18 protein-coding genes are annotated in these 17,888 nt (G+C 72.2%); 4 read left to right on the plus strand and 14 right to left on the minus strand.

The genetic code is table 11. The features are described 5' to 3' along the window. Positions 1-33: 33 nt before the first annotated feature. From DSY14_RS07570 to DSY14_RS07610, 9 genes are all read right to left on the minus strand, one after another. Complete coding sequence (locus DSY14_RS07570; RefSeq protein WP_211715751.1) at positions 34-831, minus strand: methyltransferase domain-containing protein; 798 nt, start codon at positions 829-831, stop codon at positions 34-36. A 67-nt stretch (positions 832-898) separates the two neighbouring features. After that, positions 899-1,312, minus strand: coding sequence for a transcription antitermination factor NusB (nusB, locus tag DSY14_RS07575; RefSeq protein WP_211715752.1), 414 nt, complete (start codon positions 1,310-1,312; stop codon positions 899-901). Then, on the minus strand, positions 1,312-1,875 hold the full coding sequence (efp, locus tag DSY14_RS07580; protein ID WP_211715753.1) for an elongation factor P: 564 nt from the start codon (positions 1,873-1,875) through the stop codon (positions 1,312-1,314). Before efp ends, nusB begins: the two co-directional genes overlap by 1 nt. Positions 1,876-2,010: 135 nt before the next feature. Continuing rightward, positions 2,011-3,111 (minus strand): 3-dehydroquinate synthase, encoded by a 1,101-nt coding sequence (gene aroB, locus DSY14_RS07585; protein WP_211715754.1) that lies wholly within the window; start codon positions 3,109-3,111, stop codon positions 2,011-2,013. Beyond that, complete coding sequence (locus DSY14_RS07590) at positions 3,108-3,608, minus strand: shikimate kinase (protein ID WP_211715790.1); 501 nt, start codon at positions 3,606-3,608, stop codon at positions 3,108-3,110. The genes aroB and DSY14_RS07590 overlap by 4 nt, the downstream gene beginning before the upstream one ends. A 488-nt stretch (positions 3,609-4,096) precedes the next feature. Beyond that, positions 4,097-5,278, minus strand: a complete 1,182-nt coding sequence (gene aroC, locus DSY14_RS07595) for a chorismate synthase (RefSeq protein WP_211715755.1) — start codon at positions 5,276-5,278, stop codon at positions 4,097-4,099. Between the two features lie 51 nt (positions 5,279-5,329). Next, positions 5,330-6,268: an A24 family peptidase gene (locus DSY14_RS07600; protein ID WP_211715756.1), complete on the minus strand. Its 939-nt coding sequence runs from the start codon at positions 6,266-6,268 to the stop codon at positions 5,330-5,332. A gap of 91 nt (positions 6,269-6,359) precedes the next feature. Further along, positions 6,360-7,067, minus strand: a complete 708-nt coding sequence (locus DSY14_RS07605) for an SseB family protein (RefSeq protein WP_211715757.1) — start codon at positions 7,065-7,067, stop codon at positions 6,360-6,362. Positions 7,068-7,381: 314 nt separating this feature from the next. Next, positions 7,382-7,834: a MarR family winged helix-turn-helix transcriptional regulator gene (locus DSY14_RS07610; protein WP_211715758.1), complete on the minus strand. Its 453-nt coding sequence runs from the start codon at positions 7,832-7,834 to the stop codon at positions 7,382-7,384. A 141-nt stretch (positions 7,835-7,975) separates the two neighbouring features. Between DSY14_RS07610 and DSY14_RS07615 the strand changes: the two genes are divergently transcribed. The 4 genes from DSY14_RS07615 (at position 7,976) to DSY14_RS07630 (ending at position 13,226) form a co-directional block, all read left to right on the plus strand. Further along, positions 7,976-8,518, plus strand: coding sequence for a YceI family protein (locus DSY14_RS07615; protein WP_211715759.1), 543 nt, complete (start codon positions 7,976-7,978; stop codon positions 8,516-8,518). Positions 8,519-8,761: 243 nt separating this feature from the next. Continuing rightward, complete coding sequence (locus DSY14_RS07620; RefSeq protein WP_211715760.1) at positions 8,762-9,070, plus strand: DUF2470 domain-containing protein; 309 nt, start codon at positions 8,762-8,764, stop codon at positions 9,068-9,070. A 293-nt stretch (positions 9,071-9,363) separates the two neighbouring features. Then, positions 9,364-12,102 carry a protein kinase gene (locus DSY14_RS07625; RefSeq protein ID WP_211715761.1) on the plus strand — a complete coding sequence of 913 codons (2,739 nt, stop codon included), beginning with the start codon at positions 9,364-9,366 and terminating at the stop codon, positions 12,100-12,102. A 149-nt stretch (positions 12,103-12,251) separates the two neighbouring features. Continuing rightward, a complete protein-coding gene (locus DSY14_RS07630; protein WP_211715762.1) occupies positions 12,252-13,226 on the plus strand; it encodes an aldose 1-epimerase family protein in 975 nt (324 codons plus the stop codon). 6 nt (positions 13,227-13,232) lie between these two features. Here the strand turns inward: DSY14_RS07630 and DSY14_RS07635 are convergent, their stop codons facing one another. The 5 genes from DSY14_RS07635 to DSY14_RS07655 all read right to left on the minus strand — a co-directional run bounded on the left by DSY14_RS07635 (position 13,233) and on the right by DSY14_RS07655 (position 17,807). Next, positions 13,233-13,853 carry an NTP transferase domain-containing protein gene (locus DSY14_RS07635; RefSeq protein WP_211715763.1) on the minus strand — a complete coding sequence of 207 codons (621 nt, stop codon included), beginning with the start codon at positions 13,851-13,853 and terminating at the stop codon, positions 13,233-13,235. A gap of 125 nt (positions 13,854-13,978) precedes the next feature. Continuing rightward, positions 13,979-15,145 carry an XdhC/CoxI family protein gene (locus tag DSY14_RS07640; protein WP_211715764.1) on the minus strand — a complete coding sequence of 389 codons (1,167 nt, stop codon included), beginning with the start codon at positions 15,143-15,145 and terminating at the stop codon, positions 13,979-13,981. 183 nt (positions 15,146-15,328) lie between these two features. Next, complete coding sequence (locus DSY14_RS07645) at positions 15,329-15,790, minus strand: PH domain-containing protein (RefSeq protein WP_211715765.1); 462 nt, start codon at positions 15,788-15,790, stop codon at positions 15,329-15,331. Positions 15,791-15,884: 94 nt separating this feature from the next. Next, the gene (ribH, locus tag DSY14_RS07650) at positions 15,885-16,358 is read right to left on the minus strand and encodes a 6,7-dimethyl-8-ribityllumazine synthase (RefSeq protein ID WP_211715766.1); all 474 of its coding nucleotides are present in this window, start codon (positions 16,356-16,358) and stop codon (positions 15,885-15,887) included. Between the two features lie 153 nt (positions 16,359-16,511). After that, on the minus strand, positions 16,512-17,807 hold the full coding sequence (locus DSY14_RS07655; protein WP_211715767.1) for a bifunctional 3,4-dihydroxy-2-butanone-4-phosphate synthase/GTP cyclohydrolase II: 1,296 nt from the start codon (positions 17,805-17,807) through the stop codon (positions 16,512-16,514). Between the last annotated feature and the right edge of the window lie 81 nt (positions 17,808-17,888).

Consider the following 17,888-nt stretch of genomic DNA (forward strand, 5'->3'; position numbering starts at 1 on the left):
CCACGAGGGTCGGGGCCGGGGCGGGGCGCGGGGTCAGCCCCGGTGGGCGATGACGTGCAGTTGGGTGGCGATCCCCAGCAGTTCGGGGTGCTCGGCGGCGGCCTTCTCCAACTCCACCAGGTGGTGGCCGGCCTGCGCGTCGCCCTCCCAGGCGTGCCCGGGCAGGACGTCGGCGAACACGCGCACCCCGCGGACGCTCGCGTCGGTCAGCCCGGCCCGACCGATGAGCTCCACGAGCCGCTGCCGGGTGAACCGCCGCGGCATGGGGTCGTTCTCGCCCCACCGCCCGTCGGCGTCCGACAGCAGGTGGTGTGCCTCGGTGATGTGCCCGGCCAGGGCGCGGTGGAGGGCCCCGGCGACCGCGTTGGTCGCCAACAGGCTCACCGCGCCCCCGGGCCGGGTGATGCCGACGACGTCCGCCAACGCGGCGGCCGGGTCGTCGACGTACTCCAGGACGTTGTGCACCAGCACCAGATCGGCGCCGCCCTCGGGGAACAGGGACGCCAGGTCGCGGGTCTCCCCCTGGACCCCGCGCACCGTCACACCGCTCTCCGCGGCGCGGCGCTCCAGGGCGGCCAGCGAGTCCGGGCTGGGCTCGACGACGGTGACACGATGACCCAGTTCGGCGAGCGGGACCGCGACGCCCCCGGTGCCCCCGCCCGCGTCGACGATCTCCAGAGGACCGTCCTCGGACAGGCGGGCCAGCAGGCGGGACAGCGCGTCCCACACCACCGCGGTCCGTGCGGCGTTGGCCGCGCGCGCCGGGCCGGTCACACCGCTCACCCCGAAACCGCCCGTGGCGGTCGCGGACGTGCCGCTCCTGTCAGTCACCTGTTCCCTCACTCAGCTCGTGCCCCTCGCCCGGAACCCTCGACGGGGCGTCCACCCCGGTGGGCACTCAGAGCGAGAGCGTCGACTTGTTCTCCATCAGCCTAGACAGAAGTCCGCTGATGAAGTTGGGCGACTCGTCGGTGGACAGCTCCTTGGCCACCCCGACCGCCTCGGCGATCGCCACACCGTCGGGGATGTCCTCCGCCCACAGCAGCTCGTAGGCGCCCATCCGCAGGATGTTGCGGTCCACGACCGGCATGCGCTCCAGGGTCCACCCGATGGCGTACTCGTCGAGGAGTGCGTCGATCCGCCCACGGCGTTCGTCCACCGAGGCGGCGAGGCGCTCGGTGAACTCGTTGATCGGCGGCTCGGGCTGGGCCCGGCGGCGCTTGATGACGTCTTCGACCGTGATGCCGCGCACCTCGGACTCGTACAGGACCTCCACCGCGCGCCGACGAGCCTTGCGTCGTGCACCGCTCATCAGTTGACACGCCCGAGGTAGTCACCGTTGCGGGTGTCGACCTTGACGCGCTCGCCGGTCGTGACGAAGAGGGGCACCTGGATGGTGGCGCCGGTCTGCAGGGTGGCGGGCTTGGTGCCGCCGGTGGAGCGGTCGCCCTGGACGCCCGGGTCGGTCTGGGTGATCTCCAGCTCGACGGCGGCGGGCATCTCGATGTACAGCGGGTTGCCCTCGTTGGTGGCGACCGTGACCTTGGTGTTCTCCAGCAGGAAGCCCTGGGCGTCACCGACCACGGACTCGGGCACCGGGATCTGGTCGAAGGTCTGGGTGTCCATGAAGATGAAGGAGTCACCGTCGTGGTACAGGTACTCCATGTCGCGACGGTCCACGCTGGCGAACTCGACCTTGGAACCGGCGTTGAAGGTCTTGTCGACGATCTTGCCCGTGAGGACGTTCTTCAGCTTGGTGCGGACGAACGCGCCGCCCTTGCCCGGCTTGACGTGCTGGAACTCCAGGACGTTCCAGAGAACACCCCCGTCGAGTCGCAGGGTCGTGCCGTTCTTGATGTCGTTCGTCGTGGCCACTTCGGTCGTCTCTCCAAGGGGTCTGACACGTCGGAGACCGGACTGGCTGGTCCGGTCGGTGATCGATGGGGCGAGGCGTGGGCCCTGTGGCCGGTACGTTCCCGGCCTGCGGACACTCCCCGCCTTTCTCGCAGTCTAGTGGCTCTGCGGGACTCGGGGGCCGCCCGCGACCGCACGAAAGGCCTCGTCCAGCAGTGCGGGGGTCGGACCGCTGAGGATGGCCGGGGTGGCCGGGCCGTCCAGGACCACGAAGCGCAGGGTGGCGCCACGGGCCTTCTTGTCCACGCTCATGGTCGCGCGGAGCGCCTCCCAGGAGTCGGCGGTGTAGGAAGTGGGCAGGCCCACCGAGGCCAACACGTCGCGGTGACGCCGCACCAGCGCCTCGTCGATGCGCCCGTCGAGTCGGGCCAGTTCGGCGGCGAAGACCATCCCGATGGCGACGGCGTAGCCGTGCCGGAAGGTGTAGTTCTCGGCCCGCTCGATGGCGTGCCCGAGAGTGTGTCCGTAGTTGAGGATCTCCCGACGACCGCTCTCCTTGAGGTCGCCCGAGACCACGTCGGCCTTGAAGCGGACGGCGCGCTCGATGAGTTCCCGGGTGTGCGCGCCGCCGGGGGTGGTGGCGCCCTCGGGGTCGTCCTCGACCAGGTCGCAGATGACGGGGTCGTCGATGAAACCGGCCTTGATGATCTCCGCGAGACCACCGATGTAGTCGGCCTTGGGCAGGCTCTCCAGGGTGGTGAGGTCGCACAGGACGCCGGCCGGCGGGTGGAAGGCCCCCACCAGGTTCTTGCCCTCCGGTGTGTTGATGCCGGTCTTGCCGCCGACCGCGGCGTCGACCATGCCCAGGAGCGTGGTCGGGACCAGGACCGAACGCACACCGCGCAGCCAGGTCGCCGCGACGAAACCCGCCAGGTCGGTGGCGGCACCGCCACCGACCCCCACCACGGCGTCGCTGCGGGTGAAGTTGAACGAGCCCAGACGCGACCACAGGTCGGTGGCGACGGCGGAGGTCTTGGCGGCCTCGCCGTCGGGCACCGGCATCGGGCGCACCGTGTACCCGCCGGCCCGCAGCGCGGCGGCGACGTCCTCGGCGACCCGGGCGAGCCCCTCCGGGTGGATGACCGCGACCTGGGCGGCGCCCTCCACCAGGGCGGGCAACTCGTTCAGCAGGTGCTCGCCGACCAGCACGTCGTAGTGGCCGGTGGGATCACCCACACCGATCCGGGTCACGGTCACTGGTCGGCCTTTCCGGGCAGCGAGGAGACGATCGTGTCCACGATCTCCTCGGGGTGGTAGTCGGTCGTCGGCACGGTCACCGAGGCCAGCCCCTCGTAGACGGGCAGGCGTTCGTTGAGCAGCTTGCGCAGCTGCGTGCGGGGGTTGCCGGACAGCAGCGGGCGGGCGACGTCCATGCCCACGCGCTTGGCGGCCTCCCCGAAGTCGACCTGGAGGTAGACCACGTGGTGCTCGGCGAGGTCCTCGCGGGTGTCCTCGTCCAGGACGGCGCCGCCACCGACCGCGATGACCCCCTCCCAGGCCCGCAGGCCCTCGGCGACGACCTCGCGCTCCAGTGCCCGGAAGTGCGCCTCGCCGTCCTCGATGAAGATGTCACCGATGGGCTTGCCCGCGCGCTTCTCGATCTCGGTGTCGGTGCACAACAGGTCCGCTCCGAGCCGGCGGGCCAACGCCTCTCCGACGGTGGACTTGCCCGATCCGGGCGAACCGATGAGCACCGCGATCGCTCTTGCCACGCTCTGCCTACCTATGGGGGTGCCGCTCCTCGCGCGAGGAGCGTTCCGATGGTCTGTCCGAGTGAGGATCCGACGGCGTGCCCTCCCCGCGCGTGCGGGGAACACCGTCGGTCACGTACGTCTTCCTGTCTAGCAGACGCACCGTCCCCACGTGTCCGGTGAGCGGCCGGTTCAGGTGCTCCGACGTGCGCCGCGCGGGGGTCGTGCGCTCGGGGCACGGACCGGACGGCGGGGCACGGAGCCGCGTTCGGGGGCGCTCGACCCGGCACGGAGGAGCACGCCGCCACCCGGCCGCTCGTCGACCGGGACGGTGACGGCGCCCCTCATCGCGAGGGGAGCACGAGGTGCCGCGCGAGGCCCCGAGGGCCGCATCGGGCCGCAGGACAGTGCACCGGCCCGCACGCGACGGACCCGCCCTGTGTCCGTGAACACGGGACGGTCCGCCCTCGGCGAGGCGGACCGTCCCCGTCTCAGCGGATCTCGAGTGCGTCCAGGTACCCCTGGAGGTTGCGGGCGGTCTCGGCGACCGAGTCACCGCCGAACTTCTCGATGGCGGCCTCGGCGAGGACCAGCGCCACCATCGCCTCGGCGACCACACCGGCGGCGGGGACCGCGGTGACGTCACTGCGCTGGTGGTGGGCCTGGGCGGCCTCGCCGGTCTCGGTGTCGATGGTGTCCAGCGCCCGGGGCACGGTCGCGATGGGCTTCATCGCGGCGCGCACCCGGAGCGGGTCTCCGGTGGTCATGCCGCCCTCGACACCACCCGCGCGGTTGGTGCGCCGGCGCACCCCGTCGGGACCGGGCTCGATCTCGTCGTGGGCCCGCGACCCACGCCGGGCGGCGGTGCGGAAGCCGTCACCGACCTCCACCCCCTTGATGGCCTGGATCCCCATGAGGGCACCGGCCAGGCGGGAGTCCAGACGACGGTCCCAGTGCACGTGACTGCCCAGTCCGGGCGGCAGGTTGTAGGCCAGGACCTCGACCACACCGCCGAGGGTGTCCCCCGTCTTCTTGGTGTCGTCGACCTCCTCGACCATGCGGGCGCTGGTGGCGGCGTCGAAGCAGCGCAGCGGGTCGGCGTCGATCGCGTCCAGGTCCTCCGGGCGCGGTTCGGGCGCGTCCTCGGGCACGGCGACCGGGCCCATGGACACCACGTGGCTGAGGATCTCCACACCCAACGCGTCGCGGCAGAAACGCCGGGCGACCTCGCCGATGGCCACGCGCGCCGCGGTCTCGCGGGCGCTGGCCCGTTCGAGAATGGGGCGGGACTCGGTGTGCCCGTACTTCTGCATGCCCGCGAGGTCGGCGTGTCCCGGGCGGGGCCGGGTGAGCGGCGCGTTGCGCGCCACACCGTCCAGTTCCTCGGCGGGAACCGGGTCCGGTGACATCACCTTCTCCCACTTGGGCCACTCGGTGTTCCCGACCTCGACGGCGACCGGTCCCCCCTGGGTCAGGCCGTGTCGAATGCCTCCGATGATGGAGACCTGGTCCTTCTCGAACTTCATCCGGGCGCCTCGACCGTACCCGGCGCGGCGGCGGAGCAGCGCGGCGGCGATGTCGTCAGAGGTGACGGACACACCGGCCGGAAGGCCCTCCAGAATCGCGACGAGTGCAGGTCCGTGGGACTCCCCCGCGGTCAGCCAACGCAACATGTGCACGATCCTCCCACGGATCGCGACTCGGAGTGGCACCCGGGAGTCGGGTTACGGGAGGAGTGGCCGACCTGCGAGGACGGTGGCCAGGGTCGCCGCGATCATGAACGGTCCGAGCGGCAGCGGGTCGGTGCGGGTGGCTCTGCGCAGCGCCATCAGGACCAGACCGACCACGGAGAAGGCCGCGAACGCCCAGAACGCACCGACCAGCGCGCCGACCGGCCCGGCGGCCCAGCCGGCGTAGAGGCCGGTGAGCCCGGAGAGTTTGACGTCGCCGAAACCGAGCCCGCGCGGGTGCACCCGCCACAGGGACCAGTACAGAACCGTGATGAGCGCCATGCCCACCAGGGCCTGGGCGGCGCGGTACAGGTCCGGTCCGCCGGGCGGCGTCAGGACGGAGGCGGCCAGCAGGAGTCCGGCGATGGGGTAGGCCGGGCCGACGACCGCGTCGGGCAGGCGCATCACCCGCAGGTCGATGGCGGAGAGCAGGGTGCCCAGGGCCACGAACCAGAGCACCGCGGCCAGTCCGAACAGGGACCAGTCGGGCAGGTGGTGCGGGAAGGCCGCACCGGTCAGGGCGAAGAGCACGACGGTGGCCACGGTCGTCGACCGGTGCGGGGCCACGTCCTGTGCGCACCGCGGACAGCGGCCACGGCGCCGGAAGTCGCGGTCGGCCACCGCGGGCAGTCCGCGCAGGAAGGACAGTGCGACGTGGCAGTGCGGACAGCGTGGCGGGGGTGGTCCGACGTCGTGCTCGTCCAGCGCGCCTTCCCCGGCGTCGGGCTCCGGTGTGGCACTGTCCTGACCTGGGAGATCCGTGACGCCCGAGGGCGCGGCACGGACCGGCTCGGCGTGTGGACGGGCCGGGCCGAAGAGGCGGACCAGACGACTGGTGGCGTGTCCGACCCACAGTCCGGCCAGTCCCAGCAGCAGGGCCGCCGGGATCGACCAGAGGGTCGGGGTCAGGGTGAGCGCCGAGGGGGTGGACATGTTCGGAAACTACCCGTCCGAGCCCTCGGGCGACAGCACTTTCGCCGGCCTGTGGACAACGCGGCGGGGGTCGGACCGGCGCCGCCCCCGGTCACCGCTCGTCGCGTTGGGCGCGCACCACGGCGCTGAGTTCGATGCCACCGGGCAGGATGTGCCGGAGCTCGGTGGACAGGCGTTCGGCGAGCCGACGCAGCGGTTCGTCGTCACGCTCGTCCAACTCCAGCCGAATGCCGATGTCGGCCTGGTCGGAGGCGTGGATGCGCACGCGTTCGATGCCGAACTCGGTGTGGGTCACCCGGTAGATCATGGCCAGCACCTGCGGGTCGTCCTTGGGTTCGGGGACGGTCCCCTGTTCGGCGAGCATGGTGAGGAACCGACCCTGGATCGTGTGCGGCACGGGCCCGGAGACGTCGAGGACCAACGCGTCGGCCTCCTCCTCCAGCGTGGCCTGGCAGGCGTCCCGGGTGGTGAACGGAACCGGTCGGGCATCGGCGCGCCAACGGCGCACGGCGTCCACGGAGGTGAAGGCGAGAACTCCCCGGCGACCGTCCTTACCGGTCATGATGGGGATGGCGACCTCGCTGTTCTTGTCCTTGGTGAGGCCTCCGACGCCCTCCTCGGTCTCGGTGGCCACCGACACGACCGGGATGAGCACCCGGGAGTCGCTGAGCGCGGTCAGGACCTGGCGGTCGCCGACCTCACCGGCGGCGTGGTCGCGCAGCCGGGCCTCGACTACCGGGTCGGCGCTGCCGTCGTCGTCACGGAAGTTCTGGGCGCCGATGATGGATGGTCTGCTCACGGGTTCCGACTCTACCCGGGGTGTATGTCCGTCATGGGAACGCCTCTCGGACAGAATCATGTGACCTCTCCCCTCCTCCGGCCGCGGACGGCCGCCCTGTGAGGGCGGCACCTCACGGACGTGCCGCCCCACCTCCAGCTTCACAGGCGAGGACGACGCCGGCCGACGGTTCGCCGAAAAAGCACGAAATGGCCGTGAACAGGACCGGGTCCCCCGTGACAGCGGGTTCCACCCGGGTCGCCGGCACACCCGGGCGCGCGCCTCGCGGGACGCGCGCCGTGGCCTCCTCGGGCTCGCGATCCCACGCCGCCGGCCTACTCCTCGGGGGCGCCGCCGAGGGCGGTGACGATCTCGCGCAGCCGCTCGACCTGCTCGGGCGTGAGGCGGTCGAAGACGAGGGAGCGCACGCGCGCGGCGTGTCCGGGCGCGGCCTTCTCCAAGGCCTCGGCGCCTTGGTCGGTGAGCACGGCCCAGAAGCCGCGCCGGTCGTCGGCGCACGCCTCCCGACGCACGTATCCGTCGCGCTCCAGGCGCCCGATCTGGTGGGACAGACGGCTCTTGGAGACGATGACGGTGTCGGCGAGGGTGCGCATGCGCATGCGCCGGCCCGGCACCTCCGACAAGTGGGCGAGGATGCCGTACTCGGTGAGCGAGAGCCCGTCCCGGCCGCGCAGGTCCCGCTCGAGCTCGTCGTAGATCGAGGAGTTCATCCGCAGGAAACAGCGCCAGACCTGCTGTTCGTCGGGGTCGAGCCAGGCCTTGTCCATGGCTCGATTCTAGGGGTCGGGGCTTGCCTTCACAGTCCCGAGTGCCTAAAATACTTCCCAGGAAGATATTTCTGAGCTACCTTGTTACTGGATAGAGAGTTGACCCCCGATCCGGGTCACCAGCACTTAGGGAGAGACACCATGGCCGCACAGGAACTCAAGCCCGGCACCTGGAAGATCGACGTCGCCCACAGCATCGTCGGCTTCTCCGTCCGCCACATGATGGTCAGCAAGGTCCGTGGCCGCTTCGAGAAGTTCGACGCCACGCTCACCGTGCCCGAGGACCCCACCCAGGCCACCGTCGAGGCCGACATCGACTCCGGCTCCATCAACACGGACAACAGTGACCGTGACAACCACATTCGGTCCGCCGACTTCTTCGAGACCGACCAGCACCCGAAGTTCCACTTCCGCTCCACCGGCGTCGAGGCCAAGGGTGAGGACTTCGTCCTCAAGGGCGAGCTCACCATCAAGCAGAACACCCACCCGATCGAGCTGAAGCTGGAGTTCAACGGTTCCACCGTCGACCCCTACGGCCTGGACCGCGCCGGTTTCGCCGCCTCCACCGTCATCAGCCGCAAGGAGTTCGGTGTGGACATCGAGATGCCGATGGACGGCGGCGGCGTGGTCGTCGGCGACAAGATCACCATCGACATCGACGCCGAGTTCACCCGCCAGGCCTGAGCGACGCACACGGGGGAACGTCCCGACCCGGCGCCCATCCACCGCCGTCGGCCGGGACGGCCCGGAACCTCGGTTCCGGGTGACGACGTCCGAGCGTGGCCGCCCCGGGGGGAGCGGCCACCGCCCCGGGTTTGACGACACCACGTCAGAACCCTGTGAGGCCTCGGATATCGTCGGCGGGGGAGGGTCCCACCCGGCCCTCCCCCGTCTTTCGTGCGCCCACTCCCGTCAGGAGACTCCGCCGTGCCCAGCAACCCCTTCTCCCCCGAGGTCGTCGCCGCCGTCACCGGCCACATGAACGGCGACCACCCCGAGGACACCCTCATCATCTGCCGTGGCCTGGGCGGGCGCCCCGAGGCCACCGCGGCGCGGATGACCGACCTGGACGGCGAGGGCGGTGACTACGTGGTGACCGTCGACGGGGTCGAGAGCACCGTGCGCATCCCCTGGGGCGCGCCGCTCACCGAGCGCGCGCAGATCCGCAAGGAGGTCGTGCGCATGTACCGGGAGTCCTGCCTGGCGCTCGGCCTCACCCCGCGCGGCGAACACTGAGCCGCGACGACCCGAACGCGCCCGGCACCACCGGTTCCACCGGTTCGCGCCGCCGAACGGCGTGGCACCACTCCCCCCACGAGCCCCCGACCGCAAATCGACCGGTCGGATCCGGAACTCCGGCGGCGCGGGCGGAGTCCAACCGGTGAACGGGGGAAGGGGCGCTCACGCCTCCACGGGCAGGGGTACGCGTACCCCTCCGATCAGGCACGCGTACGACCTAGTCTGGAAGGGAAAGTCCCTCCCCCGGACGCCCGTACAGCAACGCCGATCGAAGGGTGGCTGCGGCCTCCATGGTCACGCCCGACCCCGGTGACGAGAATTCACCGACGCAACGGATCGACCCCGTCTCACCCACCACCCGCGTCAATCCGGCGGTGGGGGCCACGCGCTGGGTGACGCGCGTGTTCCGACCGGGGGCGACCCGACCACCGGAGCCGCCCCCCGAGGAGGGCCCCACCCGCGTGGTGCCCCCGGGCGGCGCCGACCGTACCCGCGTGGTGCCCCCTGCGGGCGAGGACGCCACACGCGTGGTCCCGCCCGCCGGCGCCGACCAGGCCGACCCCGGACCGGACGGCGCCACCCGCGTGCAACGGCCCGTGTCCAGCGGCCGACGGCCGCTCCCCTCCGCCGAGGGGCCGGGCCGCACCCCCTGGTGGCGGGTGCTCTTCGGACCGCTGCTGGATCGGCTGGCCCGCCTGGTCTCACGCGTGGTCATCGGCCCCGCGGGCGATCTCGACTACGCCGTGCCCGCCGAACTGCGCCGCCGCTACCAGGTCCTGGACCGACTCGGCGCGGGCGGCGAGGCGGTCGTGTACCTGGTCGAACCCACCGACTCCCCCGGGCGCGAACTCGCCCTGAAGGTGTACCGGCCCGGGCACGACATCAACCGCGAACTCCTGGACCGACTGCGCGCCCGTGGCACCGCCTCCCCGTACACCCCAGCGATCGAGGGCTACGGCACGGCCACCAGTTCCTGGGGCGAGGACCTGGCGTGGGAGTCTCAGGAGTACTTCTCCCAGGGCACGCTGCGCGAGGTCATCAACGCCTCGCCCCTGGACGACGCACACGCCCGCGCCGTGGTGCGCGCCGTCGCCGACTGCCTGGACCACTGGCAGAACGAGCTCCAGCACAACCACACCGACGTCAAGCCGGAGAACCTGCTGGTCCGCTCGCTGGACCCGCCGGTGGTCGCCCTCACCGACTTCGGTGGAGCCGTCCGCGCCACCATGAGCCGGGTGTACGGCGGACAGGCCGTCACCGAGGACTACGCCGCCCCCGAGGTCATCGAGGGCCGTCGCGAGGCGCCCGCCGCCTGGTGGTCGCTGGGCGTGATGGTGCACGAACTGGTCACCGGCCGTCGTCCCGATCGCGGCGGCAACTGGCTGACCGCACGCAACACCGAGATCGACATCTCCGCGATCACCGACGAGCGCTGGCGGCTGTTGGCCAAGGGGCTGCTCACCCTCGCCCCCTCCGCCCGCTGGGGCCACGAGGAGGTCGCCGCGTGGCTCGCGGGTGAGCGCCCGCCGATCCGCACCGCACGGCGGCTGCGCCCCATCGTGTTCGCCGGTGCCTCGCACGAGGACCCGCCCAGCCTGGCCTTCGACCTGCTGGACCGTTCCGAGACCGGGGCCCTGTGGCTGCGCAGCCACTGGTCGGAGCTGCGCACCTGGCTCGACCGCGAGGTCAACGACTACACCTTCGACCGCTCCTACCTCACCGGTCTGGACCAACGCCCCGATCTGGCGCACGTGGCGATCAGCGCCCTGGCCGCCCGCTACGTACCCGGCATGCCGCCGCGGTTCCGGGGCCACGAGATCAGCGCCGACGGGCTGCTGTCCCTGGCCACCGGCGACGCCAGCCGGCACGCGGTCGTGCGGGAGGCCGTCGAGTCGGGTGTGGTGGGCCTGGGTTCCCAGCACTGGTGTCCGCACCCCACCTGCCGTTCGGGCGGTTCGGGTCGGTGCGCGCTCCTGGAGCGGGTCCAGCACGAGGTACCGCTGTTGATGCGCCGTGTCCAGGAGACCCTCGACGACGTGGTGGGGTCGGGACCCGACGCTCCCCGACGCCCCGCCGGCCACGAGATCGACACCACCTGGGCCCGCGCCGTGGAACTGGTACTGGTCTCCGAGGCGTCCTCTCGGCACCGCTCGCTGCTGCGTCGCCAGTCCTGGCACCCGCAGCAGCGCAGCGCCGCTCCCGGCGCCCCCTGGTGGGTGGAACAGCGTCGCGCCGCCCTGCGCGACGGCGGCGACCCCCTCGCCTCTCGCGGAGCGATGCTCACCGCACTACTCCTGTTGCCCGAGGCCGACCGCGTCGGCGGGTTGATCACCGCACGCGAGCGCGCCGACGGTCGGGCCCGCCGCCAGGACCGGTGGGCCTCCCTGGCCGGTTCGGCCCGGGCGAGATGGGACGCGACGAAGGAACGCGCGGGCTCGGTCGGACAGCGCCGCGCCGAGGCGGCCACCCGCCCCGACAACCCGGCGGCGCCCCAGGACCCCACGCGTCCGCAGGAGGCCGTCACACCCAAGGAACGGCGTCGGCAGGAGCGGCGGCGCGAGCGCGACTCCCGTCGGGTCGATCGGACCATGGGGCAGATCCAGCGCGCCATGCGGGCCGGACGTTGTCGCCGGTTCGCCTACCCTGCGGCCCTGGTGGGGCTGGTCGACGGCCTGGGCCGCGCCCTCCGTCCCGAGGAGGGTTTCTTCCCCGAGAGCCCGGTGGTCGTGGACGCCTACACGGGGCTGCTGGACTTCAGCGCCAACCCCGTCAGTGACGGGGCGTCCGCCCTCACCGGCCTGCTGCCCGGCGGGATCGGCGCGGCCTGGTGGTTCCCCGTGCTGTTGTCGTTGGCACTGCTGTACCTGGGACGCACCTCGGCCAGGGAGAAGGTGAAGGCACGCCGCCGGCTGGCCGCGTTCCGTCTGGCCGTGGGCGGTTCGATCCTCATGCTCGTCGTTCTGCTGTCCACCGGCCTGCTCGCCCTGGGGTCGGGCGTGCTCATTCCGCTGGACGGCCTCCTCGGCTGAGCCACGATGCGCGGCCCCGCCCGGCGCACCGACCGGGCCAGCACCGGCGGCGGATCCGGAGTCGCTCCGGGCCCGCCGCCGGCGCACGCGCCACACGCTAAGATCGCCGGGTTCGGCGGTGGCCGGACCGTGACGAGGAAGGCGGACAGGTGGGCGAGGCGTTCGAGTTGCGCTCCGGTGACTACCGGGCGCGCGTGGACCGGATCGGTGCGGGGTTGCAGGCGCTCACCTGGCACGACCGCGATCTGGTGTGGCCCTACACCCGCGAGCGGGGTCCGCTCGCGTTCCAGGGGCAGCTGCTGGCCCCCTGGCCCAACCGGGTCGCCGAGGGACGGTACACGTTCCAGGGCGCCGACTACCGCCTGGAGGTCGACGACGCCGCGACGGGGTCCGCGATCCACGGACTGGCCCACGCCCTGGAGTGGTCACCGGTCCGGGTCGAGGAACACGCGGTGACGCTGCGGCTCGCCTTCACCGGCACCCCGGGCTACCCCTTCCCGTTGGAGCTGACCGCCGAGTACCGCCTGGCCGAGGACGGACTGACCGTGACGCTCGGGGCGCTCAACACCGGCACGGGGGACGCGCCCTTCGGGGTGGGCTTCCACCCCTACCTGACGCTCGGCCGGCCCCTGGACGAACTCTCCGCGCGCGGCGAGCTCACCGTGTCGGCGGACGCCGACCACAGCCAGCCCACCGACGGGAACCTCATCCCTCGGGGCGCACCCGAACCGGTGGCGGGCGGTGGGTTCGACCTGCGCCGACCCGGTCGCGACCTGGGCTCCACGGTGCTGGACACCGCCTTCACCGACCTGACGCGGGACGCGCGGGGTCGGGCCTGGGTGCGGCTCGGCGGTCCCGACCACCGGGTGGCCCTGTGGGCGGGCCCGGGCTACGACTGGCTGCAACTGTTCAGCGCCGACACCCTGGGCGGTGACGCGCACCGCGCCCACCTGGCCGCCGAACCCATGACCTGCCCGCCCGACGCCCTCAACAGCGGCACCGACCTGCTGGTCCTGGCCCCGGGCGAGGCGGTGGAGCGGGTCTTCGGGATCCTCGCCGAGCCCGTACACGGCGCGCACGCGGACCGGGCGACCACGGTCGGGCACGCGGCACCGGGGGCGTGAGCGGGGTCAGGCCCGGTCGAACACCTCGTTGAGCCGGGCCAGGTCCTCGACGGTGTCGATGTCCTCGGGGCTGGCGATGTCGTCACAGGCCACCGTGGTGACCAGGTGCGAGTAGGCGCGCAGGAAGGGGCGGGCGCCCATGTCGCGTTCGGCCATGGAGTACACCGTGGACCAGTGCTCGCGGGCGAGCATCACCGGGTTGCGGGGGTTGCCGTGGTAGGTGGCCACCGCGGCCCGCGCCCCCTGTTCGAAGGCCTCGACCAGACGGTGCACCGCCTCGGGGGTGACCAGGGGTTGGTCGGCCAGAGCGATGAGAACCGCGTCGACCGTGTCGGGCAGCGCGTCGATCCCGGTGCGTACCGACGAGCCCATACCGGAGGCCCAGTCGGGGTTGTGCACCGTCACGGCGTCGTCGACGGTGGTGTCGGCGGCGCCCAGCACGACCATGACGGGGGCACAGCCGCCCGCCTCCAGGGTGCGCACCCCACGGTCGACGAGACGTTCCCCGCCCAGCTCCACCAGCGCCTTGGGGCGCCCGAGTCTGCTCCCCGCACCGGCCGCCAACAACATCCCGGCGACCGGCCCCGCGCCCTCGGCGGCGCGGCCCTCCACTTCCCCAGTTGCCATGCCGCGATGATGTCACGCACCGGTGCCGCGGAGGGGCCACCTTCGCCAGGTGGTCGCCCTGTCCCCTCGCCCGCTCGCGGCATCACCATGCTGACCAGGCCTTTCGCCGGACCGCGCGTTTCGGTTCACTCCCGGAGGTGACCGAATCCGGCCGGAAGCAACGAGGCCGGGGCGGTGTCACGGTGGATACGACCCGTGGTCTCGCTCAGCGCGCGGCCGCTGCCGCCCCACCGGTTCCGCACCAGTTCGGCGGCGATCGACACCGCCGTCTCCTCCGGGGTACGGGCGCCGAGGTCCAGTCCGATGGGCGAGTGCAACCGCTCCAGCGCCGCCTCCTCGACGCCGGCCTCGCGCAACCGCTCCAGCCGGTCCCCGTGCGTGCGACGCGACCCCATCGCCCCGATGTACCCGGCCCGCGTGTTCAGTGCCCGTGTGAGCACCGGAACGTCGAACTTGGGGTCGTGGGTCAGGACACAGATCGCGGTGCGCCCGTCGATCTGGTCGGCGATCTCGTCCAGGAACACGTGCGGCCACTTGACCACCACCTCCTCGGCGGTGGGGAAACGCTTGGCGGTGGCGAACACCGGACGGGCGTCGCACACCGTCACCCGGTAGCCCAGGTAGGCGCCGAGATCCGCCACGGCCGCGGCGAAGTCGATCGCGCCGAACACCAGCATGCGCGGCGCGGGGGCGAACGACTGGACGAACACCTCCAGTTCGTCGCCGCGCCGTTGCCCGTCCACGCCGTAACGCAGCACCCCGGTGGCGCCCTGGGCCAGCATGCCGCGCACGTCGTCGTCCAGTGCGTCGGCCAGGCGGCCCCCGCCCGGTCCCGGATCGCCTTCGGCGTCGTCGGGCCACACCACCCGGCGTCGGCCCACCCGCCCGGCCTCCGAGGGGTCGGAGACGATGGTGGCCACCGCGACCGGCCGGTGGTCCTCGACGGCGTCCAGCACCGCACCCAACCGCGGGTGGGTCCCCCGGTCGACCGGCTCCACGAACACGTGCAGGGTGCCGCCACAGGTCAGCCCCACACTGAAGGCCTCCTCGTCGCTCACCCCGTACGTGCGGCGCACCGGCACACCGGTCCGGATGACCTCCAGGGCCTCCTCGTAGACGTCGCCCTCCACGCACCCACCCGACAGGCTTCCGACCACCTCACCGGAGGCGCTCACCGCCATGGCCGCCCCCGCGTCCCGAGGAGCGCTCTTGTCGGTGTCGATGATCGTGGCCACCGCGAACGTCTCACCCGAGGCGTACAACTCGGACACGGTCGCTCGGATATCACGCACGCGGCACCTCTTCCGGACTCCGTGACGGCGGGCGGGTCCCGACATCCGTGGGCCTCCGTACCAACCTATGTGCCCAGGACCACACAGAAGAGCCCCCGTTCCTCCAGGAAACGGGGGCTCGATTCGGTCGCGCCTACGAACGGGACCGGTCACCGCGGACCGCGCCACGCCCCGCGTCGGCGCCTACGCGGGGCGTTCGGGCTCGGAGGCCTCACCACGGCCCAGCATCGCCCGGAACTCCTCCAGGTTGCGTCGGGCCAGGTCACCGTCGGTGCTCTGAATGCCCATCACCGGCAGCGACGTTCCGTCGGACAGGTCCAACGACGGCCAGGGCTCCCCCACCGGCATCCGGATGTCCAGCACCTCCGGCCAGGCCAGGTAGTGGGTCCGGATCCCGTTGATGACGATCACGTTCCGCTCCGTCGCGATCAGCCGCGGGCGGGCCAGCATGTGCAGGCCGGCGGCGATGGCCAACCCGAGCCCCACGACCAGCACCCGGTCCAGCGCACGCCACTCCACCGGCAGGATCACCGCGAGCACCACCATGGTGCCCACGATCAACGCACCCAACGCGTAGGCGACCCAGCGCACCGCCCGAGGACGCCAGGTCCTCGGGGTTTCGGGCCTCATCGATGCCTCATCCACAGGGTGTTCCTTCGTCCGCACCAACTGCTCCATCCGTGTCCACACGGTCCTCAGGGGAATCGACTGCGGCGCGTACCGACGAGGAGGGTGTGGTTCAGCGGCGCAGCCCGCGCAGGGCCACCGCCGTGTCCAGGGCGGCCAGCGCAGCCTCGGCGCCCTTGTTCTCGACACTTCCCGGCAGGCCGGCGCGGTCACGCGCCTGTTCCAGGGTGTCACACGTGAGCACACCGTTGCCCACGGGGGTGGATTCGCGCAGGGCCACCTCGGTCAGACCGTGGGTCACCGACTGGCACACGTAGTCGAAGTGCGGGGTGCCACCACGGATGACCGCGCCCAGGGCGATCACCGCGTCGTGTTTACGGGCCAACTCCTGCGCCACGACCGGGATCTCCACGGCGCCGGCCACGTGCACCACCACCGGTTCCGCGGCGCCCGACTCCTTGACGGTCTCCAGCGCGTGGGCGAGCATCGGCTCCACGATCGGCGCGTTCCACCGTGTGGCGACGATGCCCACCGAGAGACCCCGGGCCTCGACCCGCTCGTGTTCCGGGCGTCCTGTACCGCTCATGAACGGCCTTCCTTCGCAGTTGACGAATGTGCCGCGGGCTCGACCGCGACGCACCTGGTCGATCGTGGGGTGCCCGGGCGTGCGGGCTCCGGCCGGCCGTGTCCGCCGGCTACCCGGACACGGGAACACCCCCGGTGTTTCCCCGCCCCGGTCCTAACGGACGACGCCGGCCAGGTCGTGGCCCATCCGGTCCCGCTTGGTCAGCAGGTAGGCGACGTTGTCCTCGGTCACGAACGTGGGCATGGCCACGCGCTCGCTCACCCGCACCCCATGCCGGTCCAGTTCCTCGACCTTGACGGGGTTGTTGGTCAGCAGCCGTACCGAGGACACCCCCAGGTCGGTGAGGATCTGCGCGCCCGCACCGAACTCGCGGGCGTCGGCGGGCATGCCCAACCGCAGGTTGGCGTCGACGGTGTCCGCGCCCTGGTCCTGGAGGCTGTAGGCGCGCAGCTTGTGCAGCAGACCGATCCCCCGCCCCTCGTGACCGCCCAGGTACACCACGACCCCGCGACCGGCCTCGGCGATCTCGGCCATGGCGGCGTCCAACTGGGCGCCACAGTCGCACCGGTGGGAACCGAACGCGTCCCCGGTCAGGCACTCCGAGTGCAGGCGGGTCAGGACGTCGGTGCCGTCGGTCAGGTCGCCGAACACCAACGCCACGTGCTCGGCGCCGTCGGTGGTGCCGCGGAACCCGATCGCGCGCCACGCACCGAACCTGTTCGGCATGCGCGTCTCGACCATGCGGGTGACCAGCGGCGGGGCGGACTGCTCGGCGGTGAGGCTCTCCCCCAGCGCCGCACGGTGCTCGGCCAACTGCTCCACCGACACCAGCGTCAGGCCGTGCTCGTCGGCGAACGCGCGCAGCTCCGGAAGACGGGCCATGGTGCCGTCGTCGTTGACCACCTCGGCCAGGACCCCGGCCGGGCGCAGTCCCGCCAGACGGGCGAAGTCCACCGAGGCCTCGGTGTGGCCGCGACGGGCCAGGACACCGCCCGCGCGGGCGCGCAGCGGCAGGATGTGGCCGGGGCGCACGAAGTCGGCCGGGGTGCTCTCCCCGGCGGCCAGCAGACGGATGGTGTGGGCACGGTCGGCGGCCGAGATCCCGGTGGACACACCCTCACGGGCGTCGACGGTGACGGTGTAGGCCGTGCGCAGGCTCTCCTCGTTGCGCGCGGTCATCAGGGGCAGGTCGAGCCGGTCGAGGTCGGCGCCCTCCATGGGCACGCACACCACACCGGACGTGTAACGGATCATGAAGGCCAGGAGTTCGGGGGTGGCGAGCTCGGCGGCGAAGATGATGTCGCCCTCGTTCTCCCGGTCCTCGTCGTCCACGACCACGATGGCGCGTCCGGCGGCGAACGCGGCGACGGCGTCCTCGATCGGGTCGAGGAGCACGGTCGCCTCGGTGCCGGAGACGTCGGTGGACGGGGTGGTGTCGGTGACGGTCATTCCCGCTCCCTGAGAGTGCGTCGGTGGTGAGTGAGGGGTCGCGGCCGTCGGGTCCGCGCCCGGGGACGCGCCGCCCGGCGG

It is taken from the genome of Nocardiopsis sp. MG754419 (assembly GCF_018207095.1).
Lineage (GTDB): Bacteria > Actinomycetota > Actinomycetes > Streptosporangiales > Streptosporangiaceae > Nocardiopsis.

Excerpts from the sequence above, each read along its gene's own strand:
- DSY14_RS07600 (WP_211715756.1), bottom strand. The coding sequence starts at position 6,268 with ATGTCCACCCCCTCGGCGCTCACCCTGACCCCGACCCTCTGGTCGATC.
- aroC (WP_211715755.1), bottom strand. The coding sequence starts at position 5,278 with ATGTTGCGTTGGCTGACCGCGGGGGAGTCCCACGGACCTGCACTCGTC.
- ribH (WP_211715766.1), bottom strand. The coding sequence starts at position 16,358 with ATGAGCGGTACAGGACGCCCGGAACACGAGCGGGTCGAGGCCCGGGGT.
- DSY14_RS07635 (WP_211715763.1), bottom strand. The coding sequence starts at position 13,853 with ATGGCAACTGGGGAAGTGGAGGGCCGCGCCGCCGAGGGCGCGGGGCCG.
- DSY14_RS07615 (WP_211715759.1), top strand. The coding sequence starts at position 7,976 with ATGGCCGCACAGGAACTCAAGCCCGGCACCTGGAAGATCGACGTCGCC.
- nusB (WP_211715752.1), bottom strand. The coding sequence starts at position 1,312 with ATGAGCGGTGCACGACGCAAGGCTCGTCGGCGCGCGGTGGAGGTCCTG.
- DSY14_RS07655 (WP_211715767.1), bottom strand. The coding sequence starts at position 17,807 with ATGACCGTCACCGACACCACCCCGTCCACCGACGTCTCCGGCACCGAG.
- DSY14_RS07625 (WP_211715761.1), top strand. The coding sequence starts at position 9,364 with ATGGTCACGCCCGACCCCGGTGACGAGAATTCACCGACGCAACGGATC.
- DSY14_RS07610 (WP_211715758.1), bottom strand. The coding sequence starts at position 7,834 with ATGGACAAGGCCTGGCTCGACCCCGACGAACAGCAGGTCTGGCGCTGT.